Here is a 24983-nt window from a genome sequence, read left to right on the forward strand (position 1 = left end):
AGCTCGGCGTCCCGGCCGATCAGCACCGCCCGGTCGGGCGGGCCGGTCCCGGCCGTCGGGGCGGCTCCGTCGGGCGCGTCGACGCCGGGCGGCGGGTCGGCGGGGCGCCCGACCACCGTGCCCGCGCCACCCGCCCGCCGCGCGTCGGCCAGCATGCTGCGCAGGTCCTCCCGGCCGGGGTACGCGTCCACCAGCCCGTGCAGGACCGACGTGGCCTCCTCGTGCCGGCCCGCCGCGACCAGCAGGGTGGCGTACCGCTCGGTGGTGGCGAGCCGCAGTTCCGCCAGGCGCAGCCGCTGGGCCTCGGCGAACGGGCCGGGCACCCCGGCCAGGGCCACCCCGTGCCACAGCCGCAGCGCGGACTCCACGGTGGCCAGTTCGGCGGCCGTGTCCCCGGCGACCCGGTGGCGTCGGGCCGCCTCGCGCAGCGACTCGAAGCGGACGACGTCGACGGACTCCGGGGGCAGGTGCAGCTGGTACGAGCCGCCGCCCGAGCTGAGGAGCCGCCCCGCCGCCCACCGGTCCCGGGCCGGCTCCAGCACGTGGCGCAGCGCCGAGACGTACGTGTAGATGTTGCCGGTCGCGCTGGCCGGCGCCGCCTCCCCCCAGAGCGCGGTGACGAGCTGCTCCCGGGAGACGGCGTGCCCGGTGCGGAGGGCGAGGACACCGAGCACGGCCATCCGCCGCGCCGACCCCAGCGGGAGTTCGACCCCGTCCCGCCAGGCCCGCACGGGCCCCAGCAACTGGAGGCGTACGCCTCCGTCCCCCACCGACACCGCCGCCCCCAACCGCCGTTTCGAGACCTGGCCCGCCGCCCGGCGGCCACGCCCCCGTGCCACCGGCCCGCCCGACCGGCCTCCCCTCAAGATCTACGCGATTCGGGGCGGTCGTTGCCACCGCTGCCGATCGGTCGGGCCCCGATCGCGCGCCCCGCCCCACCGGCGGGGCGCCCTCGCGTCCAGTCTCTCCCCGCCGCGCCCACGGTGCCTGTCATGATCGGCCCGGTCCGGGCGTCCCGGGCGGTAGTCCGGGCAGAACAGACCGGAGCCCGGGGCACTTCCGTGACCGAGGCCTTCCCCCGTGGTCACCGGGCTGGTGCACTCGACCGGTGCCGGCTCACCCACCTGCCTCGACGAGCCCGTTCGCGGGCGAACTCCTGCTCGCGCTCGCCGCCGAGGGGCGGCTCGTGCTCGACGCGGCGCAGGCCGACGAGGCCATAGCCGGGCTGGAACGCACCCTGTCCGAGGTCCGGGCGCGGCTGCGCATCATCCACATGTGGCAGTGCGCGCCCACCCAGCGGGTCGACGAACTCCCCGACGAACTGGCCCGGGACGTGGTCGAGGCGGTCTTCGCCGACCAGCTCGCGCCCGGCCGGCTGGAGCTCGCCGTGGTGGAGATCCCCAAGTACATCGAGGCGCTCCGCCGGGCGCGGGAGGCTCCCCCGGCGGCGGGGGACGCCGCCTGTTCCTGAGCACGTCGGTGCCGCGCCTCGGGCAAACCTTCACGGTCGACGGGCGGGCGTGAAGACCGGCGTGGAGATTTTCTGAAGGGGTGTTGCGCAGACTCCACCGGGACCGGCGACAACGGGAGGCATCGGTGGAACGGGTAGGGCTCATCCTGCAGGCGTCAGAACCGCTCAGTCACGCGGGACTGGCCAGCTTCCTGCGCTCCTGCCCGGAGGTCGAACTGCTGCCCGCCGACGAGCGGGCCGGGGCGAAGGTGCTCGTGTTCGCCTGCGAGCAGCTCACGGTGGACGTGGTGGCGATGCTGCGCCGCTCGGCTGCGGAGACCGGCCTGCCGGTGGTCCTCGTGCTCCGTGAGATCACCGAGAGCGAGCTGCTGACGGCGGTGGAGTGCCGGGTGGTCGCCATCCTGCCGCGCGCGGCGGTCACCGGCGAGCGGCTGGTGCACAGCGTGCTGGCGGCGGCCAACGGCGGCGGGGTCATGCCGCCGAACCTGGTCGGGGAGCTGCTCAAGCACATCGAGCGGCTACAGCGCGAGGTGCTCGCCCCGAACGGTCTCAACGCCTCCGGGCTGACCCCGCGCGAGGTCGACGTGCTGCGGTTGATGGCCGACGGGCTGGACACCAACGAGATCGCCGGCAAGCTCTGCTACTCGGAGCGGACCGTCAAGAACGTCATCTACGGCGTCACCCACCGGCTCAAGCTGCGCAACCGCTCGCACGCCGTCGCCTACGCGCTGCGGGCCGGCCTGATCTGATCCGCTTCCCGGCGCACCGGCCCCGCCCGGGGGCCGGTGCGCCGGGCTGCCACCCCCGTTGCGGCCCCGCCGACCGTCCGCTGCCGCTCTCCGGGACGACATCTCGGAACGTGTACGTGATTTGACCGTAATATCCACTTTGTGGGTGAACCTTCGTCACCCGCCGCGACTCTCCCGTATGCACATCGTTTCCTCGGTGTCAACATCCACCACACGGGGGAGTACATGATCGAGACCTCTGCACGGCACAGACCGGGTCGCCTCTGGACCCGGCTGGCCACCTTCGTACTGCTGACGGGGGCCCTGCTGGTCGGGGCCGGCGCCCCGGCGGCCGCCGCGACGACGATCGAGATCAACCAGGGGAACGTGCCGACGACGGCGGCCAACTTCACCCAGAACTGTGATCCGAACCTGGGCGGCGGGCCCTATCCGAACCAGGACGTCTGGGTGTTCAACCTGCCAGGCAACCCGCAGACCAGCGGCACCTTCCAGTCGGTCACGGCGACGTTCAGCACGCCGACGGGCAACGTGACCCTGACGATTCCCACCGATCCCAACAGCGCCATCGTCAACGACCTCGGCACGAGCAAGGCCTGGATCCGGACGCCGGCCGGCTGGACGCTGCTCAACGCCACCGCGGTGATCAGCGGTACGGCCGACTTCTTCGTCCTCACCCACACCTGCGCCGCGTCCAGCCCGGAGGTCAACCCGAGGCTGACGCTGACCAAGACGGGGTCGCCGGCCAGTGGGCTGAAGGTCGGTGACGTGGTCACGTACACGTACACCGTGACCAACGCGAGCACCGGCACGGCCACGCCGATCACCGCCATCGCCGTCACCGACGACACGGTCACCGGCATCACGTGCCAGGCCACCTCGCTCGTCCCGGGGCAGAGCACCACCTGCACCGGGACGTACACGGTGACCGAGGCGGACGTGGAGCGCGGCCAGATCGTCAACACGGCCCAGGCCACCGGACGCTTCGGCGAGCAGCTCGTGCCCTCCAACGAGGCGACCTTCACCGTCACCACGGTGACGCCCAAGCCGAAGCTGACGCTGACCAAGACGGGGTCACCGGCCAAGGGTGTGAAGGTCGGTGACGTGGTCACCTACACGTACACCGTGACGAACGAGAGCACCGGCACCACCGCCTCGATCACCGACATCGCCGTCACCGACGACACGGTCACCGGGATCACGTGCGAGGACACCTCGCTCGCGCCGGGGGAGAGCACCACCTGCACCGGGACGTACACGGTGACCGAGGCAGACGTGGAGCGCGGCCAGATCGTCAACACGGCCCGCGCCTCCGGCGAGTTCCGCGAGCAGACGGTGTACTCCAACCAGGCGACCTTCACCGTCACCACCAAGGTGGCGCGGCCGGGCCTGTCGATCGACAAGAAGGCCCGGGTCGACACCGACTGCAAGGACAAGTGCAAGAACGGCGACGTCGCGCACAAGGGTGACAAGATCTTCTACACCTACCGGGTGACCAACACCGGGAACGTGACGATCACCAACGTCGCCGTCGACGACCCGACCGCCGGTCAGGTGGTCTGCGACCGCACCACCTTGGCGCCGGGCACCAGCACCGACTGCCACGCGGTCAACCCGTACGTCGTCACCGAGGCGGACGTGAAGGCCGGCAAGGTGGTCAACACGGCGCGGGCCACCGGCACGTACCGCTACCAGAACGTGGTCTCCTCCTCGGTGACCGTCACCGTCTGCGTCGAGGAGCCCCACAAGAAGGAGCACGAGAAGGGCAACTGGAACGACAAGGAGAACGACAAGGAGAACGACAAGGAGAACGGTAAGGGGAAGGGCAAGGACGGTCTGCCCGTCACCGGCCAGAGCCTCACCGGCGCCCTCGCCCTCGGCGGCGGCCTCCTGGTCGCCGGCGGCGGCCTGATCGGGCTCAGCCGGATCCGCCGGGAGGTGAACTCCTCACTCTGACCGCTCCGTCGCGAACTCCGGGCACCACTCTGGTGCCCGGAGTTCGTCTGTCGTGCGGCGGTGGACCGACGGCGCCGTGCCCGGTCGGGTGGGGTCAGGGGCGGCGGGCCAGCCAGACGGTCCGGGTGGCCCGGACCGTGAGGTCGGTACGGCTCGCCACGCCCGCCGCGATCGTGTCGAGCGCCGCGAGGTCGGGTGCGGGGAGCCGCCCGTCGAGGCCGTGCCGCATCCGGGCCAGGGTGAGGTGGGCGTAGCGACCGGTGGCGGCGGGCAGGGGTGCGCGCAGCGCGATGTCGAACCGCCGTTCCGCCTCGACGGTGAAGCCCGCCTCGACCAGTCGGGCGGCCCAGTCCTCGGTCATGTGCAGGCCCTTCTCGGCCCGGATCTCGGCGAGCACGGCGTGGCACCGTTCCTCCAGGTCCGCCCCGGCCCCCTCGGGCAGGAACCGGGGGAAGGAGTCCAACTCGGTGACCACGAACAGGCCCCCCGGGCGCAGCGTCGCGTGGGCCCGGGTGAGGGCGCGGGCGGGCTCGGCGAGGTGGTGCAGCGAGGCGGAGGCCCAGATCAGGTCGGCGGGGCCCAGCGGCGGCCAGGACTGGTCCAGGTCGGCCTGGACGGTGTGCACCCGGTCGGCGACGCCGAGCGCGTGCGCCCGGCCCCGGAGGTGGTCGAGCATCTCGTCGTCGACGTCGACCGCGACGATCTCCGCGTCCGGCAACTGCCGGGCCAGGGCGAGGGTACCGGTGCCGGAGCCCGCGCCCAGGTCGACGACGCGGGGCCGGGCGGGGGTGAGCGAGCCGACCCAGGTGAGCACCGTGTCGTGGTACTCGTGCAGGACGTCGGCGTCGAGGTCGAGCAGTTCGGCCAGGTGGGTGTGTGCCATGCCGCGACGGTACCCGCGTCTTGCTCTTACGGCATACAATCTTGCGTATGAAGCAAGACGGTGAGGTGGACGCCCTCGTCCGGCAGCGCATCCGGGGGCTGCGGGTCGCCCGTGGCTGGTCGCTGGACGAGCTGGCGGCGCGCAGCTTCCTGAGCCCGTCGACCCTGAGCCGGATCGAGACCGGTCACCGGCGGATCGCCCTCGACCAGTTGACCCCGATCGCGCGGGCGCTGGGCACCACCCTCGACCAGCTCGTCGAGTCGGGCACCGACGACGACGTGGTGATCCGCCCGCACCGCGACGAGGAGCGTGGCGTGACCACCTGGCTGCTGACCCGGCACGGCGCACCGGCCGGGATGACCGTGGCGAAGCTGCGCGTCACCCGACCGGTCCCCGCCGAGCTGCGGGTGCACCCCGGGCGGGACTGGTTCACCGTGCTCTCCGGGACCGTGGTGCTGCGGCTCGGTGAGCGGACGATCCTGGTCCGGACGGGCGAGGCGGCCGAGTTCTCGACGATGGTGCCGCACGCGTTCGGAGCGCACGGCGGCCCGGCCGAGATCCTGTGCATCCTCGACCACGAGGGGGAACGCAGCCACCTGGGCCCGCAGCGGCCCCCGGCCGGCACCGGATGACCCCTCCACCAGGCCGGCCCAGGCCCCTCCACCAGGCCGGCTCCACCCAGATCTCCACCCTCCGAAGGTGCCGGTCCACCCGGTCCCGCTCGTAACGTTCGGGTCATGAACGAGCAGGTCGACACCACGAGGAACGGCTCCCCGGCTGCCCGGCGCGGCACCGTCGTGCGGGCCGCGAACTATCTGCTGACCGGCGACGGGAAGGGCAGCCGGAGCACCCGGCTGGCCGGCACGGTCATCGACCGGGTGCTCGAACAGGAGGGGGGCAAGGTGACCGGACGTGTGGTGATGGCGGTCCTGGTGGTGCTCGGCGTGGCGGGACTGGCCTTCGTCGCCTACCGTCTGCTGGTGCTGGACCTGATCCTGACCCTGGTGCGGGAACGCGGTTGACCCTGGTGGACGGGCTGCGTCGGCTGACCCACCGGGTCGTACGGCTGCTGAAGGCCGACGACCCGGAGACCGGCTGGCTGGTCCGCATCGTGCTCAGCGCGCTGCTGGTCTGGTCGCTGCGGTACCTGGCCCCGACCGAGCCCGGCGTGCGGCCGGTCCTCGCCGTCAGCCTCGCCGGGTGGGCCTGCTTCGTGGCCACCGACCGCCGGTGGCCCCGGCTCGCCCGCACCGCGCTGGCCCTGGCGGCGCTGCTGCCGGCCACCGTCGCGGGCGTGCCGGACAACGCCGCGGCACTGATCTTCCTCTACGGCGCGCTGTTCACCTTCGTGCTGCTGCCCCGGATGCCGATGTGGGCCATCCTGGCCCTCACCGGCGCGGTCGTCGCGGTCCTGCTGACCGGCCTCTGGCTCGCCGGTCGCGGACCGACGGCGATGCTGACCCAGCCCGCGCTGATCGTCATCCTGGTGCTGTTCAGCCTGCACCGACGCGAGTACCGGCTGCGGGCCGAGCAGACCGCGCTGCTGTTGGACCAGACCGCGCGCACCCAGCAGGCCCAGGCCCGGGCGGCGGCGCTGGACGAGCGGGCCCGGATCGCCCGGGAACTGCACGACGTGCTCGCCCACTCGCTGGGCGCGCTCGGCGTGCAACTGGAGGTCGCCGAGGCGCAACTGACCGAGAAGGGGGACGTCGTGGCTGCCACCGCCCGGATCCGCCGGGCCCGCCGACTGGCCGGCGACGGCCTGGCCGAGGCCCGCTCGGCGGTCGCGGCCCTGCGTGCCGACGTACCGCCGCTGCCCCAGGCGCTCGGCGACCTCGTCGCCGGCCACCGGGCGGACCACGCGGCCACGGTCACCCTGCGTACCGAGGGCAGCCCTCAAGACCTGCCCTCGGCGGCCGAGGTGTCCCTGCTGCGGACCGCCCGGGAGGCGTTGACCAACGCGGCCAAGCACGCCCCGGGCGCCCCGGTCACCGTCACCCTCGACTACCACGGCCCGGCCGTACGGCTCACCGTGCAGAACCCGGCCCCGGACCCGACCCGGGTGCGGCCGGCCACCGGCGACGGCGCGGGTGGGCACGGGCTGACCGGAGCCCGGGAACGGATCGCGCTCGTCGGTGGGACCCTGGAGGCGGGCGTGGCCGACGGTACGTGGCGAGTCACCGTGGAGGTGCCAGCATGACCGACCGCACCGAGCGGGCAGTGCCGGAGGGGAGCCACGGCCGCGACGGCGAGGGCCGGGAGGGCATGCCAGTGCGGCCCAGCATGACCGACCGCACCGAGCGGGTCGAGCCGCGAGGGGGTCACGGCCGTGACGGCGAGGGCCGGGAGGGTATGCCAGTGCGGCCCAGCATGACCGACCGCACCGACCGCACCGGGCGTACCGACCAGCCGTTGCGGGTGCTGGTCGTCGACGACCAGCAACTCGTCCGGGAAGGGCTGACCGCCCTGCTGGAACTCACCGACGGGGTGGTCGTCGTCGGGGCGGCCGGCGACGGCCGGCAGGCGCTCGACCTGGTCGCCGACCGGAAGCCGGACGTGGTCCTGATGGACCTGCGGATGCCGGTCCTCGACGGGATCGCCGCGACCGCCGAGGTCCGGGACCGATTCCCGGAGGTCGCGGTGGTGGTGCTGACCACGTACGCCGACGACGAGTCGATCGCCGGGGCGCTCGCGGCCGGGGCCCGTGGCTACCTGACCAAGGACGCCGGGCGTGCCGAGATCGGCATGGCGTTGCGGGCGGCGGTCGCCGGCCACTCGATGTTCGACCCGGTGATCTCCGCCCGGCTCGCCGCCGCGCTGACCCGGTCGGCGCCGCCACCGGCGCGCGACCGGCTACCGGACGGGTTGACCCAGCGGGAGGCGGAGGTGCTCGGCCTGATCGCCCAGGGGCGGACCAACGCCGAGATCGCGGTGGCCCTGTTCGTCGCCGAGACCACCGTCAAGACCCACACCAACAACGCCTTCGCGAAGATCGGCGCCCGGAACCGCACCGAGGCTGCCGGCTACGCGATCCGCCACCGGCTCGGCTGACCCGGCGCCGCCCGGCGACCGACCCACTCCGGCGACCGACGGGGCCCGGCGACCGACCGGGTCCGGCGACCGACCGGACCCGCTGGCAGACCGGGCCGGTGGTGGACCAGAACTGCTGACGACCAGGCCGGTGGCAGACCGGCCTGGCGGTGGACCCATCCTGCCGGCGACCGGGCCGGTGACAGACCTGCTCAGTGAACGGCCGGGCCAGCCGATCCACGGCCGGGCCCACGGCACCCCGGGACAGGTGACGGCCAGCGGTGGCTGCCGCCCGCGCCCGACCTGTCGAGTACCAGCACCAACAAGGAGGGGATCAGTGCGACCGAGGATGCGGGCGCTCACCGTCGCCGTGGCGGCCGGGATGCTCGTCGCGGGCAGCGGTACCGGCGCGGCCGGGGCGGGACCACGGGCGGGGGACCGCGACCGTGGTTACCGCGCCGACATCACCTGGGTACCGTGCCCGGAGGCGGCCGACGTCGAGTGCGGCACGGTGCCGATGCCGGTGGACTGGGCCGATCCGGGTGGCGAGACGTTCACCCTCGCGCTGGCCCGCCGCCCGGCGACCGTGCCCGCCGAGCGCGAGGGCGTGCTGTTCGTCAACATCGGCGGGCCCGGCGGCTCGGGCGTGGACTTCGCCCTGGTGGCGGACCGGTACTTCAGCCCGCAGGTGCGGCAGCGGTTCGACATCGTGGGCATCGACCCCCGGGGGATCGCCCGCAGCACCGAGGTGGCGTGCCCGCCGGGCCGACTCGACCAGCGCCCCTCGCTGACGCCGGCCAACCAGGCCGGGTTCGCGCGCCTGGCCCGGTTCAACCGGCAGTTCGCCGCCGAGTGCCGGGCCCTGACCGGCCCGCTCTACGACCACGTGGACACCCGTAGCGTGGTCGAGGACATGGACGCCGTACGGCGGTCGTTGGGCGAGCGCACCATCAGCTACTTCGGCCTCTCCTACAGCACGCTGATCGGCCAGCAGTACGCCGAGCGGTACGGCCACCGGGTCCGGGCGATGGTGCTGGACAGCGTCATGGACCACAGCCTCGGTACCCGGGGCTTCGTCGAGACCGAGGCGGCAGCCGCCGAGGACTCGTTCCGCGAGTTCGTGGCCTGGTGCGGCCGGACCGGGTCCTGTGCGCTGCACGGCCGGGACGTGCCTCGGCTGTGGCGCAGCCTGCTGCGACGGGCCGACCGGGGCGAGCTGTCCGACCCCGGATCGGGTACGCCGGTCACCGCCCGGCAGGTGCGGGACCGCGCCTTCGCCGACTTCTACGGCCCGACCTGGTCCTCCCTCGCCGACTTCCTGTCGGCGCTGGACGGCTCCACCGCCCCGACGGAGCCGACCGGGGAGGCCGATCCCTACCTGAAGGCGCACCTGTTCCCGGCGGTGTTCTGCCTGGACTGGAGCATGCCGGTGCGTGACCACCGGGAGTTGACCACGCTGATTAAGCGGGCCGCCCGGGTGGCGCCGGCGATGGGCGGCTCACCACTGGCCACCGAGGCGGTCGGGTCGTGCGTCGGCCGGTCCGGGGACACGGTGAATCCGCAGCAGCGGCTGCGGATCACCACGGCACCGACGATCCTGCTGCTCAACGCCCGGCACGACCCGTCGACCGCGTACGAGTGGGCGGTCAACGTCCACCGGCAGGCCCGTGACGCCACCGTCCTGCTCACCTACGAGGGCTGGGGCCACGGCGTGTACGACCGTAGCGCCTGCACCAGGAACACGACCGACGCGTACCTGCTCGACCTGACCGTGCCCCGTGCCGGTGCCCGGTGTGCCGCCGTCGAGCCGGCTGCCGCCACGGACCGGCCGGCCCCGGTGGAGTCGCTGGTCGGCCCGCTGCGCAGCGTCGGCTGAGGCGGTGGCCGGGCGGCGGGTGCCGGTGGGGTGGTCCCACCGGCACCCGCCGCCGTGGTCGGCTCAGGCGATCGTGCAGGATGCGCCGTTGAGGGTGAACGAGGACGGCCGGGCGGTGTTGCCCGTGTGGGTGGCCTGGAAGCCGATGCTGACGGAGGCGTTGGGCGCGAGCGCGCCGTTGTAGTCGACGTTCCTGGCCGTCACCTGCCCTGAGGTGGGGGTGTAGGTGGCGTTCCAGCCGCCGGTGATGGTCTGCCCGCCGGGCAGGGTGAAGACCAGGGACCAGCCGTTGATCGTGGTGCTGCCGGTGTTGGTGATGGTGAGGTCCTCGGTCAGGCCGTTGCCCCACGCGTTGACGGTGGCGGTGACCCGGCAACCCGCCGGGCCCGGCGGCGGAGTGGTCGGGCCCGGCGGCGGAGTCGTGGGGTTGGGCGGCGGAGTGGTCGGGTTGGGCGTCGGGTTCGCCCCGAACTGGGTGAAGAACCGCCACGTCTCGCCCGGCAGCCAGGTCCGGGAGCCGCTGTCACCGGGGGCGCCGTCCTGCGGGGCGGCGATGTGGCCCTCGTCGAAGGCGGCCCACACCACCGGGTACCCGGCCGCGCAGCCGGAGTAGGTGGTGCTCCGGTGGGTCAGGCTGCCCTGTGCCGGCTCGGGCGGGTTCTGGGCGGTGCACCCGTTGTTGCGGACGAAGCGGTCGCGCAGCGTACGTCCACCGGAGATGGTGAGCACGTTGTCCCGGATGCCGTGCGCCCCGAAGTAGGCGACCCGGCCGGTACCGCCGCTGCACCCGCTGATCTGGCCGGCGCCGTAGACCGCGACCGCGCGGAACACGTCCGGCCGGGCGCAGGCGAGCGCGTAACTCATGCCGCCGCCCCAACTGAAGCCGAGCGCGAAGCGCTGCGTGGTCTCGACGCAGAGCTCCCCCTCGATGCGGCGGAGCATGTCGTCGACGAAGGTGACGTCCTCGCCGCCGCTGTTGGCCCAGCCGTTGTTGAGGCCCTGCGGGGCGACGAAGATGGTGCTGTTGTTCGCCAGCCGCAGCAGCCCGTAGTACGCCCAGACGTCCCGCTGCACGGTCTGCCCGGTGGCGACGTCGGTGGCCGTGGCGCCCCGCCAGTGGAACCCGAAGACCAGGCGGTGGGGGGTGCGGTTGTCGTAGTTGTCGGGCAGCCGCAGGATGAAGCTGCGGCTCTTGCCGCCGCTCTGGATCGTGTGCGTACCGCTGGTCAGCGTCGGGGTCCGGCCGCAGCCGGCGGTCGAGGCGGCGGCGCCGACGTCCGTGGCCGCCGTGGCGCCGCCGCCGGACGCGGCCGACGAGCTGGCGGCGGCGCCGACGGCGAGCGTCGTACCGCCGAGGGTCAGGGCGAGCAGGGCCGCTACCGCGACCGATCTGGGTCTCACCATCACGCGAAAACTCCCTCTGCCGTCCATGCGTCGGCATCAGTGGCGATGTGGGGTTCGGAACGGCTCGACGTACCGGACGGCTCCCGCGACTGGCCGTCCTGTCGGCCGGTACGTGTCCGATCGGTGTCCCGCCGGGGTGCCCGGGGGCGTCCGCTGCTCGGCAGCGGACGACGGACCCGGTGGGGACGGCGGAGCGTGCCCTTCGCTCCTGCCTGGAACCTACATTGTGAACGATAACATCGCAATGCGTGGATGGCATGTGTCGGCTGTCGGGCGGGGGCGGTCAGGCCGGGTGCTGGTACGTGGGATAGGTCAGGTAGCCCGCGTCGCCGCCGGTGTACCAGGTCGCCTCGTCGTGCGCGGCGATCGGCAGGCCCTGGCGCAGCCGCTCGACCAGATCGGGGTTGGCGAGGTAGGCGCGGCCGAAGCTGATCAGATCGGCGCCCAGCGCCAGCCAGTGGTCGGCGGCGGCCCGGTCGGTCTGCCGGGGGCCCATCGGGAGGACCGGGTTGACGACGAACGTGCCGGGCCAGGCGCGACGCAGTCCCACCAGGATCTCCTCGTCGGTGGTGGCCTCGACGTGGACGTACGCCAGGCCGAGGGGGGCGAGCTCGGCGAGTAGCGCGCCGTACAGCTCCGGTACCTCGCTCTCCCGGACCCCCCAGAAGCCCGCGCCGGGCGAGAGCCGGATGCCGGTGCGCGGCCCACCCACCGCGTCGACGGTGGCGGCGACCGCCTCCACCGCGAACCGGATCCGGTTGCCGATCGGACCCCCGTACCGGTCGGTGCGCAGGTTGGCGTTGCTGGACAGGAACTGGGCGATGAGGTACCCGTTGGCCCCGTGCAGTTCCACCCCGTCGAAGCCGGCGTCGACGGCGTGGCGGGCGGCGTCGGCGTAGGACCGGGCGTGCTCGGGCACCTCCCCGGTGGCCAACGCCCGGGGCACCGGGGCCGGCTTCGGCCCGGTGGGGGTGAAGACGTCCCCCTCGGCGGCGACCGCCGAGGGGCCGACGGGCTGCGTCCCCGTCGTCTCCGGGTGGGACACCCGGCCCCCGTGCATGAGCTGGGCGAAGATCCGCCCCCCGTTGGTGTGCACCGCGTCGGTGACCGGTCGCCAGCTCGCGACCTGCGCGTCCGTGTACAGCCCCGGGGTGCCCGGGTTGGACTGCCCGACCAGGCTCGGCTGCACGCCTTCGCTCACGATCAGCCCGGCGGTCGCGCGCTGGGCGTAGTACGTCGCCATCGAGGGGGTCGCCAACCCGCCGGGGGCGGCGCGGACCCGGGTCATCGGGGCCATCACCACGCGGTTGGGCAGGGTCAGCTCGCCGAGCCGGTAGCGGTCGAACAGGGTGGTCATGAGGTGCCTCCACGGGTGTCGGGCGGGACGGTCGCGTCGGCGGCTCCGGCGCAGCGCTACGCTAAAACCTGACGTTGACGTCAGAGGCAAGTGCTGCGGGACGCGGATCACAGGGGGGCGCGGTGCGGATCGGGGACCTCGCGGCGCGAGCCGGGGTGAGCGTGCGCGCGCTGCGCTACTACGAGGAGCAGGGCCTGCTCACCAGCGTCCGTAGCCCCGGCGGCCAACGCCGGTACGCCGACCGCGACGTCGCCCGGGTGCTGCTCATCCAACGCCTGTACCAGGCCGGGCTCTCCAGCCGGACGATCGTCGACCTGCTGCCCTGCACCGAGACGCCCAGCCACGAGGCCTCCGACCTCGCGTTCGAGCGGATGCGGCAGGAACGGGACCGGATCACCGGGCACATCGCGGAGCTCGTCCGTACCCGGGACGCCCTGGACCGGCTCCTCGCCGCCAACCGCACCCACCGGGAAGGGCTCGTCCCCGGCTGACCCCGGCCCCGGTCAGTTCGATGGTTTGCCCGTGCCGGGCCCGCCACCCGTACCACGATGGTCGGGCAGGCCGGTACGGGTGACGGGGGCACGGGGTGAGCGCGCTTGTCCTGATCGTGGTGCTGGGCGCCACGGTGATCATCGGCACCACCCTGGGCGGCCGGTACAGCGTCGCCCCGCCCGTCCTGCTCATCACGATGGGCGGTCTGCTCGCGCTGCTGCCGCCCTTCTCGCACGTGGTGCTGGAACCCGAGGTGGTGCTGGTGCTGTTCCTGCCGGCGATCCTCTACCGGGAGAGCCTGGTCGTCAGCCTGCGGGAGATCCGGGCGAACCTTCTCGTGATCACGTTGCTCGCGGTCGTCCTGGTCGTGCTGACGATGGTCTCGGTGGCGGTGGTCGCCCAGGCGCTCGGCGTCGTGCCGGCCGCCGCCTGGGTGCTCGGCGCGGTCCTCGCGCCCACCGACGCCGCCGCGGTCGCCGGCCTGGCCAAGCGGATGCCCCGCCGGATCCTCACCACCCTGCGCGCGGAGAGCCTGATCAACGACGGTACGGCGCTGGTGCTGTTCAGCGTGGCGGTCGGCGTGATCGCCGGGCACGCCTCACCGGGGTTCCTCGTCCTGCTCGGTGAGTTCGCCGGCAAGGCCGCCGTCGGGGTCGCCGCCGGGCTGCTCACCGGGGGCGTGGTGATCCTGGTCCGGCGGCGTCTCGACGACCCGCTGCGGGAGGGGGCGTTGAGCGTCATGACGCCCTTCGTCGCGTTCCTGCTCGCCGAGTCGGTGCACAGCAGCGGGGTGCTCGCGGTGGTGGTCGCCGGCCTGCTCCTGACGTACGCGGCCCCCCGGGTCATCCGGGCCCCCTCCCGGGTGCTGGCGCTCAACTTCTGGGACCTCACCACCTTCCTGATCAACGGTTCGCTCTTCGTCCTGCTCGGCATGCAGATCCCCCGCGCGGTGCGGAGCATCACCAGCACCTCGACCGGCCAGGCGTTGATCATCTCGGCGGTGATCGCCGGGGTCGTGGTGGTCACCCGGATGGCCTGGGTGCACCTGTCGATCGCCACCCTCCAGGCAATCGAGCGCCGGCCGGCCCGCCGGGAGAACCGGGTCGACTGGCGGGTCCGGACCATGGCCGGCTGGGCGGGCTTCCGGGGTGCGGTCTCCCTGGCGGCGGCGCTCGCGGTACCGGTGACCACCGACACCGGCTCACCCGCCGCCGAGCGGGACCTGATCATCTTCTGTACCGCCGTGGTGATCGTGCTGACCATGCTGGTCCAGGGCACCACCCTGCCGGCTGTGGTCGGCTGGGCCGGCCTGGTCGGCGACCCCGGCCGCGAGGACGAGGTCCGGCGGGCCCGGCTGGCGGCCACCCAGGCGGGACTGGCCGCGCTGCCCGAGGTCGCCGCCCGCATCGGCGTCGGGCCGGACGCGGTGGACCGGCTCCGCAGCGACTACGAGCGGCACCTCGACGAGGTCCAGTCCGCCCCCGACGACGAGGAGGCCGCCCGGGATCGGGAGCTGGACCGGCAGTTGCGGCTCGACGTCCTCGAACACAAGCGCCGCGAGGTGACCCGGCTGCGGGACAACCACGAGATCGACGACGCGGTGCAGCGGGAGTTGCAGGCGGCGCTGGACATCGAGGAGATCCGCCTGCTGGGGCCGCAGAACAACGACTGACGCCCCGCCCGCGCGACCGCCCCGCCCGCCGCCCGGCGCACCCTCCGGTGTGTACGGAGCGCACACCACGGCGTCGCTCACTGCTAGGATTCGTCGTCGCCGGGCCCTCCGACGCCGCCCTGCCGGGCGCGCCGTCCACCGACCACGTCGAGGTGCGTTCACGCCGAACCGCGACCACGCCGAACCGCGACCACCCCGAGGTGCCCGTCCGTCGATCACGTCCACGTCGCGTCAGTCGATCCGAGAGGACAGTGTCAATGACCGTCAGCGCGGATGCAGGACAACCCTTCGACTACCGGGTCGCCGACCTGGGCCTGGCCGAGTTCGGCCGCAAGGAGATCCGCCTCGCCGAGCAGGAGATGCCCGGCCTCATGGTCCTGCGGGACGAGTTCCGCGACACCCGCCCGCTGCACGGGGCCCGGATCTCCGGGTCGCTGCACATGACCGTGCAGACCGCCGTCCTGATCGAGACCCTGGTGGCGCTCGGCGCCGAGGTGCGCTGGGCGAGCTGCAACATCTTCTCCACCCAGGACCACGCCGCCGCCGCGGTGGTCGTCGGTCCGGAGGGGACGGTCGACGAGCCGCGCGGCGTGCCGGTCTTCGCCTGGAAGGGCGAGACGCTCCAGGAGTACTGGTGGTGCACCGAGCAGATGCTCACCTGGCCGGGCGCGACCGGGCCGACCACGATCGTCGACGACGGCGGGGACGCCACCCTGCTGGTGCACCTCGGCGCGGAGTACGCGCGGGCCGGCGCGGTGCCGGCGACCAGCCCCGAGGACAGCGAGGAGTTCGGCGTCCTGCTCGACGTGCTGCGCCGCTCGATCGCCGAGCGGCCCGACACGTGGACCACGATGGCCGACGGGATCCGGGGCGTCACCGAGGAGACCACCACCGGCGTGCACCGCCTCTACGACCTCGAACGCAGCGGGCGGCTGCTCTTCCCGGCGATCAACGTCAACGACTCGGTCACCAAGTCGAAGTTCGACAACCGCTACGGCATCCGGCACTCGCTGATCGACGGCATCAACCGGGCCACCGACGTGCTGATCGGCGGCAAGGTGGCGGTCGTCTGCGGCTACGGCGACGTCGGCAAGGGCTGCGCCGAGTCGCTGCGCGGCCAGGGCGCGCGGGTGGTGGTCACCGAGATCGACCCGATCTGCGCCCTCCAGGCGGTGATGGACGGGTACCAGGTGGCCCGGCTGGAGGACGTCGTCGAGCAGGCCGACATCTTCGTCACCGCCACCGGCAGCCGCGACGTGATCACCGCCGACCACATGGCCCGGATGCGGCACCAGGCGATCGTGTGCAACATCGGGCACTTCGACAACGAGATCGACGTGGCCGGGCTGACCGCCGTGCCGGGGATCGTCCGGGACCAGGTCAAGCCGCAGGTGGACGAGTGGCGCTTCCCCGACGGCCACTCGGTCATCCTGCTCAGCGAGGGCCGGCTGGTGAACCTCGGCAACGCCACCGGCCACCCCAGCTTCGTCATGTCCACCTCCTTCGCCAACCAGGTGCTGGCCCAGATCGAGGTGTTCACCAAGCCGGACCAGTACCAGCGGCGGGTCTACACGCTGCCCAAGCAGCTCGACGAGCGGATCGCCCGGGTCCACCTGGAGGCCCTCGGCGCGCGGCTGACCACGCTGACCAAGTCGCAGGCCGACTACCTGAACCTCCCCGTCGACGGGCCGTACAAGCCGGACCACTACCGGTACTGACGGTCACCCCGTCCGCCCGGTCGTGGCCGCCGGCCCGAGCAGGGCCAGGGCCGCGGCCGGGCTGCGGATCGTCACGTCGGCGGGGACGGCCGGGTCGTACTCGTGTCCCCACCCGGCGGCGACCGCGAGCGCGCCGGCGTTCCCGGCCGCCATCAGGTCCCGGGCCGAGTCGCCGACCATCGCCAGCGCGCCCGGCGGCACGCCGAGCCGCGCGGCGACCACGAGCAGCCCGTCCGGCGCGGGTTTGGCCCGCCGGGCGTCCTCGGCGCAGACCAGCACGTCCACCAGGTCGGCCAGGCCCGCGTCGTGCAGCAGCACCGCCGCCGCCCGCCGGCTCGCCCCGGTGCAGACCGCCACCGGGCCGTAGGCCCGCTGGGCGCGCAGTACACCCGGCACCCCCGGGTACGCCACCACGCCGGTCGCGCCGAGGTGTGTGTAGTACGCGCTCAGGTCCTCCTCGGTGGCCGGGCGGCGCAGCAGGTGGGCGAGCATCCGTTCCGGCGGCCCGAGCGGGTACGCGGCCTCGACGTCCGCCGGGCTGACGACGTGCCCGCCGACGGCCGCGACCGTCCGGACGAAGGCCTGCGGCACGTGGTGACCGGAGTCGACGAGCGTGCCGTCGAGGTCCCAGACCAGCAGCTCGGGTGGGGTGGGCCGGGCGGCGGGCGGCACGGCCGGCTCAGCTCGGCGGCAGCGGCAGGTCGGCGCGGCCGGGGGTGCGTGGTGGCCGGGGCGCGAAGGTCACCGGGAGCCGGCGGAAACCGTTGACCTGGCCGACCGACGGGTACCGCCGCACCCCGGCGGCGTCGACGCGGAAGTCCGGGATGCGCCGCAGCACGGCGGCGAGCAGGACCCGGAACATCGTCCGGGCGAAGTGGGCGCCGAGGCAGTGGTGCACCCCGGCGCCGAAGGCGACGTGCCGGTTGTCGGGGCGGTCCAGCACCACCCGGTCGGGCTCGGCGATCGCCGTGTCGTCGTGGTTCGCCCCGGCCCAGGAGATCAGCAGCCGGTCGCCGGCCTTCAGCGGGCACCCGTCGAGCACGGTGTCGGCGGCGACCGTCCGGCCGTTGAGGTGGATCGGGGAGAAGTACCGCAGGAACTCCTCCGTCGCCGGCTCCAGCAGGCGCGGGTCGGCGGCGAGCCGGTCCCGTTCGGTGGGGTGCGCGTCGAGCCAGTGCACGACGCTGCTGATCAGCGCGGTGGTGCTGTCCACGCCGCCGAAGAAGACCAGTTGGGCGATGCTGACCACCTCCTGGTCGGTCAGCGGCCGGTCCCCGTCGGCGTCGCCGACCAGCCCGCTGATCAGGTCGGTGCCCGGCTCCCGGCGGCGGCGCGCCACGGTCTCGGCGAGCAGCGCGAGCACGTCGGCGAGCCCGGCCTGGGCCCGGTCGTGGCTCGGGGTGCCGGGCGGATGGGTGACCAGGGTGTGGAACGGGTCGACCAGCTCGCGCCACCGGGGCACGGGCAGCCCGAGCAGCGCGACGACGAGCGCGGCCGGCACGGGAAAGCCGAGGTCGTCGGCGATGTCGAGCCGGCCGGTGGCGATCCTCGCGTCGATCAGGTGCTCGGTCAGCTCGGTGAGCCACGGCTCCCAGCGGGCCACCTCGCGGGGCGAGAACCAGCGGCTCATCCGGCGTCGGTAGAACGCCGACTCGGGCGGGTCCGCCTCCTGCGGCAGGCTGCGGGTGCCGACGGAGGCGGGGATGCCCACCCCCCGGTACCCGGTGCGCTCCCCGGTCGGGTCGTGGTCGGAGGAGAAGACCTCCGGGGTGCGGGCCACCTCGCGGACCGCCGCGTACGACGAGACGACCCAGAAACCGCCGTGCGCCCGGGAGTAGCCGACCGGGCAGGTGGCCCGCAGACCGGCGTAGATCTCCGGCCAGTGCCGGGCGTACTCCGTGGAGCTGAAGTCGAAGTCGATGACCGGTCGGGCCTGGGTCACCTCGCGCCACCTCCCCCGTCGCGCACCGGTGCGAAAAGCCGGCACGAACCGGCAAATCGATCGACAGCGATCGTACTCCCAATCGCGTCGGAGGGGCAAACGCATTGCGCTCGTCCGGTCGCTTCGAGTGACGTACGGGGTTGTGTTCATCGAACGCCTGTGCCTAGCATCGAGCGGAGCAAGTAGATCAATGCCAAATGTTGCCGGTAAGACGGGCATCCGGGTCGTGGCTGTGGTCCGCCCGGGCCCGGTGCCGATGTCGGCGCCCGCACATCAATTGCAGCCCTGATCGAAAGCGCGGGGGACCATGTCCGAACTCCTCACCATCGGTGGATCGCGTCCGGAGGGTTCCCGGGACCGCACCCGGGTGCACTACCGCAGATTCCACAACATCTATCTCTACATCACCGAGCGGTGCCAGTTGCGCTGCGGCCACTGCTACATGGGCGACCGGCTCGAACGCGGGCTCTCGCTCAGCTACGACAAGGCCGTCCGCATCATGAACCAGTGCCGCACGCTGGGCGGCGAGTACATCACCTTCCTCGGCGGCGAGCCGACCCTGCACCCCGACCTGCCCCGCATGGTCGACCACGCCCGCGAGGTCGGCTACCGGCAGGTGATGATCAACTCCAACGGTCTGCTGGAGCGGACCATCGACAAGATCGCGCCGGAGAAGTTGCACTACATCTCGTTCAGCCTGGACGGCGCCTCGGCCGAGGTGCACGACGCGGTCCGGGGCGAGGGAATGTTCGACAAGACGGTGCCCTGCATCCGCAGTACCGTCGAGGCGGGATATCCGGTCCGGCTGATCTGCACGATCTCCCAGATCAACATCGCCGACGCGCCGAACATCCTCGCGCTGGCCGACGAGATCGGCGTGCAAATGGTGAACTTCCACGTCTTCTCCGAAGAGGGGCGGGGCATCGCCAACGCGGAGACCTGGTCGCTGTCGCCGTACGAGTGGATCAGTTTCTACGAGCACCTGGAAAGCATCAAGGACGAATACCGGACCTCGATCTGGTACCCGCCGACGTACGCCAACCGGGAACGGCTCGAACGCTACGTCGACGAGGGGTACCGGGGCTGTGTCGGCTGCTCCCTGGACCGCCTCTCGATCTTCCCGGACGGGCGCTCGTACGTCTGCTCGGTCCTCTTCGACGAGCCGATGCACTTCGCCGTGATGACCGACCAGGGGCTCCGGCTCAACCGCCAGCAGAACGAGTTCGAACTCTTCACCCAGGCCACCTTCCAGGCCGGTGACGAGCCGTGGCTCAGCGGCTGCCCGGCCGAGGCGGTCCTCGCCCGCAACGGCAAGCCGACCACCCCACCAGACCTGGTCTCGCTCTGCCGGCTCTGGAAATCGCAGGCATGACCACGACCGACACCCACCCGACCCCGGCCGCCGGCAGCACCGCCGCGCCGCCGACCGACCCACCGTCGACCGACGCGGCCCGCTCCGGGGCGCGACCGAGCGCGAGCGCGACGGCGCGGCTGCGCCTGGCCTGGCGGCAGATGCCGGTGCTCGCCGCGCTGCGCCGCCAGGTCCGCGCGGACCGCCCGCTGCTCGGCGTGCCGGTGGCGGCGGCGATGCACGTGAGCACCGAGACCGCCCACCTCATGGTCACGCTGAAGGACGCCGGGGCCCGGCTCCTGCTGCACCCGTCCAACCTGGGCACCCTCGACCCGGCGGCGGTGGCGGAGCTGCGTCGGCGGGCGATCCGGGTGAACCTGCCGGACACCGGTTCGGCGCCGCTCACCGAGCAGCTCGCCGCCTTCCGGCCCCGCCTGCTCACCGACAACGGCACCCTGCTCACCGCCTGCGCCGACGTCCCCGAGCTGGCCGGCGACCTGCTGGGCGCCACCGTGCACTCGCGCAACGCGGAGCGGACGGCCCGCGCCCTGGCCGCCGCCGGCCGGCTGCCGGTACCGGTCATCCCGGTGGCCGACTCGGTGCTCAAGAGCGCGGTGGAGACCCCGGCCGGCACCGGCCAGTCCACCGTGCACGCGCTGGTCCGGGCGACCGGGGTGCAGCTCGGCGGCAAACGCGCGGTGGTCGTCGGGTACGGCACCGCCGGCACCGGCATCGCCCGGTACCTCCAGGCGATGCGGTGCCGGGTCACGGTGGTCGACACCTCGGCGGTCGCCTGCCTGCGGGCCCTGGCCGACGGCCACGCCGTCGGGGCGCTCGACACCGTCCTCGCCGAGGCCGACATCGTCGTCGTCGCCACGGGTACCCGGCAGGTGGTCACCGACCGGCACCTCGACCTGCTGCCGGACGGGGTGCTGCTGGGCAACATCGGCCACTACCCGGACGCGATCGACGTCCCCGCCCTGACCCGCGCCGCCGACCGGGTGACCGCCCTCGGCGGCGGTGTGCACGAGTACCTGCTCGCCGGCCGGTCGGTGTTCCTGCTCGGTGAGGGCAGCCAGCTCAACCACGTCTGCGCGGGCGGGAACTCCAGCGAGACCATGGACCTGACCCTCTCCCTGCACGTGCTCTGCCTGCTGCACCTGGTACGGCGACCGGACGACCTGGTACCCGGTCTCAACCCGCTGCCGGACTCGTTCTCCGAGACCGTCGCGCGGGCGAAGCTGCGCGCCCTCGGACACGTGGCCTGACCATGGTCGAGCCGATCGACGGCGGCGCGGTGGCCGCCCGGATGCCGGTGCTGGCGCGACTCGCCCGGGAGTTCGCCACCGACCGGCCGCTCGCCGGGCGTCGGGTGGCGGCGGCGCTCAACGTCACCCCGGAGGCGACCGCCCTGGTCCGGGTCCTGCTGGCCGGCGCGGCCGAGGTGCTGGTGGTCTCCTCGAAACCGACCACCTTCGACCCGGCCGCCGCCGAGGCGATGGGCCGGCTCGGCGCCCGGGTGCTGCCCGGCCCCGACACCGCCAAGGAGGTGCTGGCCTTCGCGCCCGACCTGGTGGTCGACAACGGCTCGGTGGCCGAACTCTGGGCCGCCGAGCCGGACCCGCCCGCCGTCGTCGGCGGCACGGTCCACTCCCAGCACGCCCTCGGCCGGGTCCGCCGGGCCGGCCGGCTGCCGTTCCCGCTCTACACCGTCACCGAGTCGGCGGTGAAGACCACCGTCGAGACCGCGCACGGCACCGGACAGGCCGCCCTGCGTGGCCTGATCGACGCGGGGGTGCAGATCGCCGGCAAGCGGGTGCTGGTGGTCGGGTTCGGGGTGACCGGCCGGGCGGTCGCCGACTACCTGCGCGGCTGCCACGCGCGGGTGGCGGTCGCCGAGGTCGCCCCGGTGCCGCTGCTCCAGGCGGTCCACCTCGGCTTCGAGGTGGTCGGCCTGACCACCGGGCTGGCCACCGCCGACGTGGTGGTCACCGTGACCGACGCGGAACGGGTGCTCGACCTCGACCACCTGCGGCTGCTCCCCGACGGGGCGGTGCTCGGCGGGATCGGGCACGCCGCCACCGAGATCGACCGCGCCGGCCTGGCCGCCGCCGCCGACCGGGTCGATCCGGTCCCTGGCGGGCGGCGGTACCGGCTCGCCGGCCGGCACCTCACCCTGCTGGAGGGGGCGGGCGGCAACCACGTCTTCGCCGGCATCAACCCGCCCGAACTGATGGACCTGAGCCTCGCCCTGCACGCGTTGTGCCTGGCCCGGCTCGCGTCGACCGGTCCACCGCCGGCCGGGCTGCACCCGGTGCCCGCCGAGGTGGACGCCCGGGTGGCCCGTACCAAACTGGCCGTCCTCGGCCTGGCCGGGGTCCTGCCGTGAACATCGTCGTGCACGGTCCGGTCAGCGACCTGGGACGGGACCTCATCCGGCGGGAGCTGCCGCCCGAGCGGTTCACGGTCCGCTTCTCCGACCGCGCCGACCCGGACCGGCCCGCCGTGCTCGCCGGCTGCGAGGCGATCGTCGTCGACCACGCCCCGCTGACCGGGGCCGACTTCGCGGCGATGCCCCGGCTGCGGCTGGTGCAGCGGCTGGGCCGGGGGCCGTTCGACATCAGCGCGGAGATCGCCGCCGCGCACGCCCACGGCGTCCCGTTCGCGCACAACCGGTCCGGCTTCGCCGCCTCGGCGACCGCCGAGTACACCGTGCTGGCCATGCTCGCCCTGCCCCGCCGGCTCGTCGAGGCCGACGGGTACGTCCGGCGGGGCGGGTGGGGCCCCGACAACCGGTTCGACGCCGCCACCGCCGACCTGGCCGGCAGCACCGTCGGCCTGGTCGGCATGGGCCGGGTCGGCCGGCAGGTGGCCCGGCTGCTGCGCCCGTTCGGCGTGACCGTCCGGTACGCGTCCCGCCGCCGGCTGCCGGCGGAGGAGGAACGGGCGCTCGCCGTCGGGTACCTGCCCCTGCCCGACCTGGTCGCCACCGTGGACGTGGTCAGCCTGCACGTGCGGGCCACCGGGCCGGACCCGTTCCGGTTCGACGCCGCGCTGATCGACCGGATGCGTCCCGGGGCGTACCTGATCAACACCTCGCGGGGTCCGTTGCTGGACCAGGCCGCGCTGGTCCGCGCGCTGACCGAGGGCCGGCTGGCCGGCGCCGCGCTGGACGTCTTCGACCCGGAGCCGCTGCCCGCCGACTCCCCCCTGCACACCCTGCCCACCGTCATCCTCACCCCGCACATCGCCGGACGCACCCGGCAGGTCGCGGAGATGTACTACCGGTGCGCGGTCGACAACCTCGTCCGGCTGGCCGCCGGCGAGCCGCTGCGCGACCTGGTGCCACCCGCACCCGTGGAGGAGGTCACGTGCTCGTCCTAGGCGTCAACTTCGGATTCCACGACCCGTCCGCCGCGCTGGTCGCCGACGGCCGGCTGCTCGCCCTCGCCGAGCAGGAACGCTTCAGCCGGCGCAAACGGGCGCCGCTGGAGATGCCGCTGGACGCGGTCACCGCCTGCCTGGAGACGGCCGGCGTCCGGCCCGCCGACGTCGACGCGGTCGCCTGGGGCTGGGACGTCGACCGGTTCGACCCGCCGCTGCCGCCCGCCCCCCACCTCGACCCGGCCAACGCCCTGCCGGCCGGCTTCGACGCGGCCCCACCGGTCACCCCGGTCGCCCACCACGTCGCCCACGCCGCCAGCGCCTTCTGGGCCAGCGGCTTCCCCTCCGCCGCCGTCCTGATCGCCGACGGCCAGGGGGAACGGGAGGCCACCTCGCTGGGCGTGGCCGACGAGTCGGGCGTCAAGCTCCTGGCGACGTACCCGGTCAACGCCTCGCTCGGGCACTTCTACCGGGGCGCGGCGCAGTACGCCGGGCTGGAGCGGGGCGCGTCCCGGGGCGAGGGCAAGCTGATGGGACTGGCCGCGTACGGCCGGCCGGTCGACCCGATGCCCCTGCTCACCGGGGACGGGCAGCTCGCCCTCGACCCCCGGGTCCGGGTCCCGCACACCGCCGACACCCGCAGCGAGATGCGGGACGCGCTGCGCCGCTGGTGGACGGCGCACACCTTCCCGTACGTCAGCGGCAACACCGCCGAGCAGATGGCGTACGTCAACTTCGCCGCGTCGGCGCAGGCCGCCCTGGAGACCGCGCTGGTGAACCTCGCCGCGCAGGCACGCCAGCTGACCGGCCAGCGCCGGCTGGTGATCGCCGGTGGCGTGGCGCAGAACTGCTCGGCGAACGCGGCGATCGTGGAGGCCGGCCACTTCGACGAGTACTACGTCCTCCCGGTGCCGCACGACGCCGGGGTCTCCTACGGTGCCGCGCTGGCCGTGGCACACGCCGAGGCCCTGCGCACCGGGGCGCCGTTCCGGCCGCAGCGGCTCGACCACGCCTACTGGGGGCCGGACGTCCGACCGGAGCAGGTGGCGGCGGCGCTGCACGGCAGCGGCCTGCGCGCCGAGCGGCTGCCGGAGGAGGAACTGCTGGGCCGGGTGGCCGCCGCGCTGGCCGAGGGCCGCATCGTCGGGTGGTACTCGGGGCGGGCCGAGATCGGCCCCCGCGCGCTGGGCGCCCGGAGCCTGCTCGCCGACCCCCGCCGCCGCGAGACGGTGCTGCGGCTGAACACCCTCAAGGGGCGGGAGGTGTGGCGACCGCTGGCCCCCAGCGTCCTCGCCGAACGCTTCGACGAGTACTTCGAGGCGGGGCTGGCCTCGCCCTTCATGAACGTCCGGGCGATGACCCGCCCGGCGGTCCGCAGTCGGATCGCGGCGGTGGTGCACGTCGACGGCTCGGCCCGGCCGCAGGCGGTCAACCGCACGGACTCGCCCCGGTACTGGTCGCTGATCAGCGCGTTCGAGCGGCTGACCGGGGTGCCGGTGGTGCTCAACACGTCGTTCAACCTGGCCGGCGAGCCGATCGTCAACACCCCGGCGGAGGCGGTGCGGACGTTCCTCGCCGGCCAGCTCGACCTGTTGGTGCTCCAGGACCGGCTGGTCACCCGGCCCGAGCCGGCCGACCCCGGCCCGGCCGGGTGACCCCTCCGGCGCGGGCCGGGGCGACCGTCCGGGCCCGCGCCCGGCT

Annotated in this window: 22 protein-coding genes; 16 read left to right on the top strand and 6 right to left on the bottom strand. The window is 73.7% G+C overall.

The window, feature by feature from the left end; all coding sequences use genetic code 11:
* Window positions 1-770, bottom strand: a 770-nt coding sequence (locus tag AWW66_RS14175) for an AfsR/SARP family transcriptional regulator (protein ID WP_245648283.1), incomplete at its 3' end; no start/stop codon positions are given.
* A 338-nt stretch (window positions 771-1108) separates the two neighbouring features.
* Here AWW66_RS14175 and AWW66_RS14180 point away from each other — a divergent pair.
* The 3 genes from AWW66_RS14180 to AWW66_RS14190 all read left to right on the top strand — a co-directional run bounded on the left by AWW66_RS14180 (window position 1109) and on the right by AWW66_RS14190 (window position 4173).
* Window positions 1109-1471 (top strand): hypothetical protein, encoded by a 363-nt coding sequence (locus tag AWW66_RS14180; RefSeq protein WP_067365476.1) that lies wholly within the window; start codon window positions 1109-1111, stop codon window positions 1469-1471.
* Between the two features lie 125 nt (window positions 1472-1596).
* Window positions 1597-2220: a helix-turn-helix transcriptional regulator gene (locus AWW66_RS14185; protein WP_067365479.1), complete on the top strand. Its 624-nt coding sequence runs from the start codon at window positions 1597-1599 to the stop codon at window positions 2218-2220.
* A 225-nt stretch (window positions 2221-2445) separates the two neighbouring features.
* Window positions 2446-4173 (top strand): DUF7507 domain-containing protein, encoded by a 1728-nt coding sequence (locus tag AWW66_RS14190; RefSeq protein WP_067365482.1) that lies wholly within the window; start codon window positions 2446-2448, stop codon window positions 4171-4173.
* Window positions 4174-4267: 94 nt separating this feature from the next.
* Here AWW66_RS14190 and AWW66_RS14195 read toward each other — a convergent pair whose 3' ends face one another.
* Complete coding sequence (locus AWW66_RS14195) at window positions 4268-5056, bottom strand: class I SAM-dependent methyltransferase (RefSeq protein WP_067365485.1); 789 nt, start codon at window positions 5054-5056, stop codon at window positions 4268-4270.
* A 47-nt stretch (window positions 5057-5103) separates the two neighbouring features.
* Between AWW66_RS14195 and AWW66_RS14200 the strand changes: the two genes are divergently transcribed.
* The 5 genes from AWW66_RS14200 (at window position 5104) to AWW66_RS14220 (ending at window position 9962) form a co-directional block, all read left to right on the top strand.
* Window positions 5104-5688, top strand: a complete 585-nt coding sequence (locus AWW66_RS14200; RefSeq protein ID WP_067365488.1) for a helix-turn-helix domain-containing protein — start codon at window positions 5104-5106, stop codon at window positions 5686-5688.
* A gap of 105 nt (window positions 5689-5793) precedes the next feature.
* Window positions 5794-6078 (top strand): hypothetical protein, encoded by a 285-nt coding sequence (locus tag AWW66_RS14205; protein WP_067365491.1) that lies wholly within the window; start codon window positions 5794-5796, stop codon window positions 6076-6078.
* Window positions 6079-6083: 5 nt separating this feature from the next.
* Window positions 6084-7256, top strand: a complete 1173-nt coding sequence (locus AWW66_RS14210; protein ID WP_245648287.1) for a sensor histidine kinase — start codon at window positions 6084-6086, stop codon at window positions 7254-7256.
* Window positions 7257-7426: 170 nt separating this feature from the next.
* Window positions 7427-8107 carry a response regulator gene (locus AWW66_RS14215; RefSeq protein WP_067365589.1) on the top strand — a complete coding sequence of 227 codons (681 nt, stop codon included), beginning with the start codon at window positions 7427-7429 and terminating at the stop codon, window positions 8105-8107.
* A 316-nt stretch (window positions 8108-8423) separates the two neighbouring features.
* Window positions 8424-9962: an alpha/beta hydrolase gene (locus AWW66_RS14220; protein ID WP_067365494.1), complete on the top strand. Its 1539-nt coding sequence runs from the start codon at window positions 8424-8426 to the stop codon at window positions 9960-9962.
* A gap of 63 nt (window positions 9963-10025) precedes the next feature.
* Here the strand turns inward: AWW66_RS14220 and AWW66_RS14225 are convergent, their stop codons facing one another.
* Together AWW66_RS14225 and AWW66_RS14230 are read right to left on the bottom strand one after the other, a co-directional pair.
* Complete coding sequence (locus AWW66_RS14225) at window positions 10026-11366, bottom strand: CE1 family esterase (RefSeq protein ID WP_067365496.1); 1341 nt, start codon at window positions 11364-11366, stop codon at window positions 10026-10028.
* A 283-nt stretch (window positions 11367-11649) separates the two neighbouring features.
* Window positions 11650-12723: an alkene reductase gene (locus AWW66_RS14230; RefSeq protein WP_067365499.1), complete on the bottom strand. Its 1074-nt coding sequence runs from the start codon at window positions 12721-12723 to the stop codon at window positions 11650-11652.
* A gap of 122 nt (window positions 12724-12845) precedes the next feature.
* Here AWW66_RS14230 and AWW66_RS14235 point away from each other — a divergent pair, with 122 nt between their 5' ends.
* The 3 genes from AWW66_RS14235 (at window position 12846) to ahcY (ending at window position 16605) form a co-directional block, all read left to right on the top strand.
* Window positions 12846-13214, top strand: a complete 369-nt coding sequence (locus tag AWW66_RS14235) for a MerR family transcriptional regulator (RefSeq protein ID WP_067365501.1) — start codon at window positions 12846-12848, stop codon at window positions 13212-13214.
* Between the two features lie 95 nt (window positions 13215-13309).
* Window positions 13310-14887 carry a Na+/H+ antiporter gene (locus tag AWW66_RS14240; protein WP_067365505.1) on the top strand — a complete coding sequence of 526 codons (1578 nt, stop codon included), beginning with the start codon at window positions 13310-13312 and terminating at the stop codon, window positions 14885-14887.
* 257 nt (window positions 14888-15144) lie between these two features.
* Window positions 15145-16605 carry an adenosylhomocysteinase gene (ahcY, locus tag AWW66_RS14245; RefSeq protein WP_067365506.1) on the top strand — a complete coding sequence of 487 codons (1461 nt, stop codon included), beginning with the start codon at window positions 15145-15147 and terminating at the stop codon, window positions 16603-16605.
* A gap of 3 nt (window positions 16606-16608) precedes the next feature.
* On the opposite strand, the gene AWW66_RS14250 is transcribed toward ahcY, so the two are convergent.
* Both AWW66_RS14250 and AWW66_RS14255 read right to left on the bottom strand, forming a co-directional pair.
* The gene (locus AWW66_RS14250; protein ID WP_067365509.1) at window positions 16609-17277 is read right to left on the bottom strand and encodes an HAD family hydrolase; all 669 of its coding nucleotides are present in this window, start codon (window positions 17275-17277) and stop codon (window positions 16609-16611) included.
* A 7-nt stretch (window positions 17278-17284) separates the two neighbouring features.
* Window positions 17285-18547 carry a cytochrome P450 gene (locus AWW66_RS14255; protein ID WP_067365512.1) on the bottom strand — a complete coding sequence of 421 codons (1263 nt, stop codon included), beginning with the start codon at window positions 18545-18547 and terminating at the stop codon, window positions 17285-17287.
* Window positions 18548-18854: 307 nt separating this feature from the next.
* Here AWW66_RS14255 and AWW66_RS14260 point away from each other — a divergent pair, with 307 nt between their 5' ends.
* The 5 genes from AWW66_RS14260 to AWW66_RS14280 are packed head-to-tail and all read left to right on the top strand — an operon-like array spanning window position 18855 to window position 24937.
* Window positions 18855-19919 (top strand): radical SAM/SPASM domain-containing protein, encoded by a 1065-nt coding sequence (locus AWW66_RS14260; protein ID WP_067365515.1) that lies wholly within the window; start codon window positions 18855-18857, stop codon window positions 19917-19919.
* On the top strand, window positions 19916-21166 hold the full coding sequence (locus AWW66_RS14265; protein WP_067365518.1) for an adenosylhomocysteinase: 1251 nt from the start codon (window positions 19916-19918) through the stop codon (window positions 21164-21166). Before AWW66_RS14260 ends, AWW66_RS14265 begins: the two co-directional genes overlap by 4 nt.
* A gap of 2 nt (window positions 21167-21168) precedes the next feature.
* Window positions 21169-22287: an NAD(P)-dependent oxidoreductase gene (locus tag AWW66_RS14270; protein ID WP_067365521.1), complete on the top strand. Its 1119-nt coding sequence runs from the start codon at window positions 21169-21171 to the stop codon at window positions 22285-22287.
* Window positions 22284-23282, top strand: coding sequence for an NAD(P)-dependent oxidoreductase (locus tag AWW66_RS14275; protein WP_067365524.1), 999 nt, complete (start codon window positions 22284-22286; stop codon window positions 23280-23282). Before AWW66_RS14270 ends, AWW66_RS14275 begins: the two co-directional genes overlap by 4 nt.
* Entirely contained in the window at window positions 23270-24937 is a 1668-nt protein-coding gene (locus tag AWW66_RS14280) for a carbamoyltransferase family protein (protein WP_067365527.1), read from the top strand. The genes AWW66_RS14275 and AWW66_RS14280 overlap by 13 nt, the downstream gene beginning before the upstream one ends.
* Window positions 24938-24983: the final 46 nt, after the last annotated feature.

Origin of the sequence: Micromonospora rosaria (assembly GCF_001567585.1) — a bacterium.
Classification (GTDB): Bacteria; Actinomycetota; Actinomycetes; order Mycobacteriales; family Micromonosporaceae; genus Micromonospora; species Micromonospora rosaria.

What these genes read in the sequence shown, in the direction of transcription:
- AWW66_RS14190 (WP_067365482.1), top strand. Translation starts at nt 2,446, where the DNA reads ATGATCGAGACCTCTGCACGGCACAGACCGGGTCGCCTCTGGACCCGG.
- AWW66_RS14195 (WP_067365485.1), bottom strand. Translation starts at nt 5,056, where the DNA reads ATGGCACACACCCACCTGGCCGAACTGCTCGACCTCGACGCCGACGTC.
- AWW66_RS14200 (WP_067365488.1), top strand. Translation starts at nt 5,104, where the DNA reads ATGAAGCAAGACGGTGAGGTGGACGCCCTCGTCCGGCAGCGCATCCGG.
- AWW66_RS14205 (WP_067365491.1), top strand. Translation starts at nt 5,794, where the DNA reads ATGAACGAGCAGGTCGACACCACGAGGAACGGCTCCCCGGCTGCCCGG.
- AWW66_RS14215 (WP_067365589.1), top strand. Translation starts at nt 7,427, where the DNA reads ATGACCGACCGCACCGACCGCACCGGGCGTACCGACCAGCCGTTGCGG.
- AWW66_RS14225 (WP_067365496.1), bottom strand. Translation starts at nt 11,366, where the DNA reads ATGGTGAGACCCAGATCGGTCGCGGTAGCGGCCCTGCTCGCCCTGACC.
- AWW66_RS14230 (WP_067365499.1), bottom strand. Translation starts at nt 12,723, where the DNA reads ATGACCACCCTGTTCGACCGCTACCGGCTCGGCGAGCTGACCCTGCCC.
- ahcY (WP_067365506.1), top strand. Translation starts at nt 15,145, where the DNA reads ATGACCGTCAGCGCGGATGCAGGACAACCCTTCGACTACCGGGTCGCC.
- AWW66_RS14260 (WP_067365515.1), top strand. Translation starts at nt 18,855, where the DNA reads ATGTCCGAACTCCTCACCATCGGTGGATCGCGTCCGGAGGGTTCCCGG.
- AWW66_RS14265 (WP_067365518.1), top strand. Translation starts at nt 19,916, where the DNA reads ATGACCACGACCGACACCCACCCGACCCCGGCCGCCGGCAGCACCGCC.
- AWW66_RS14270 (WP_067365521.1), top strand. Translation starts at nt 21,169, where the DNA reads ATGGTCGAGCCGATCGACGGCGGCGCGGTGGCCGCCCGGATGCCGGTG.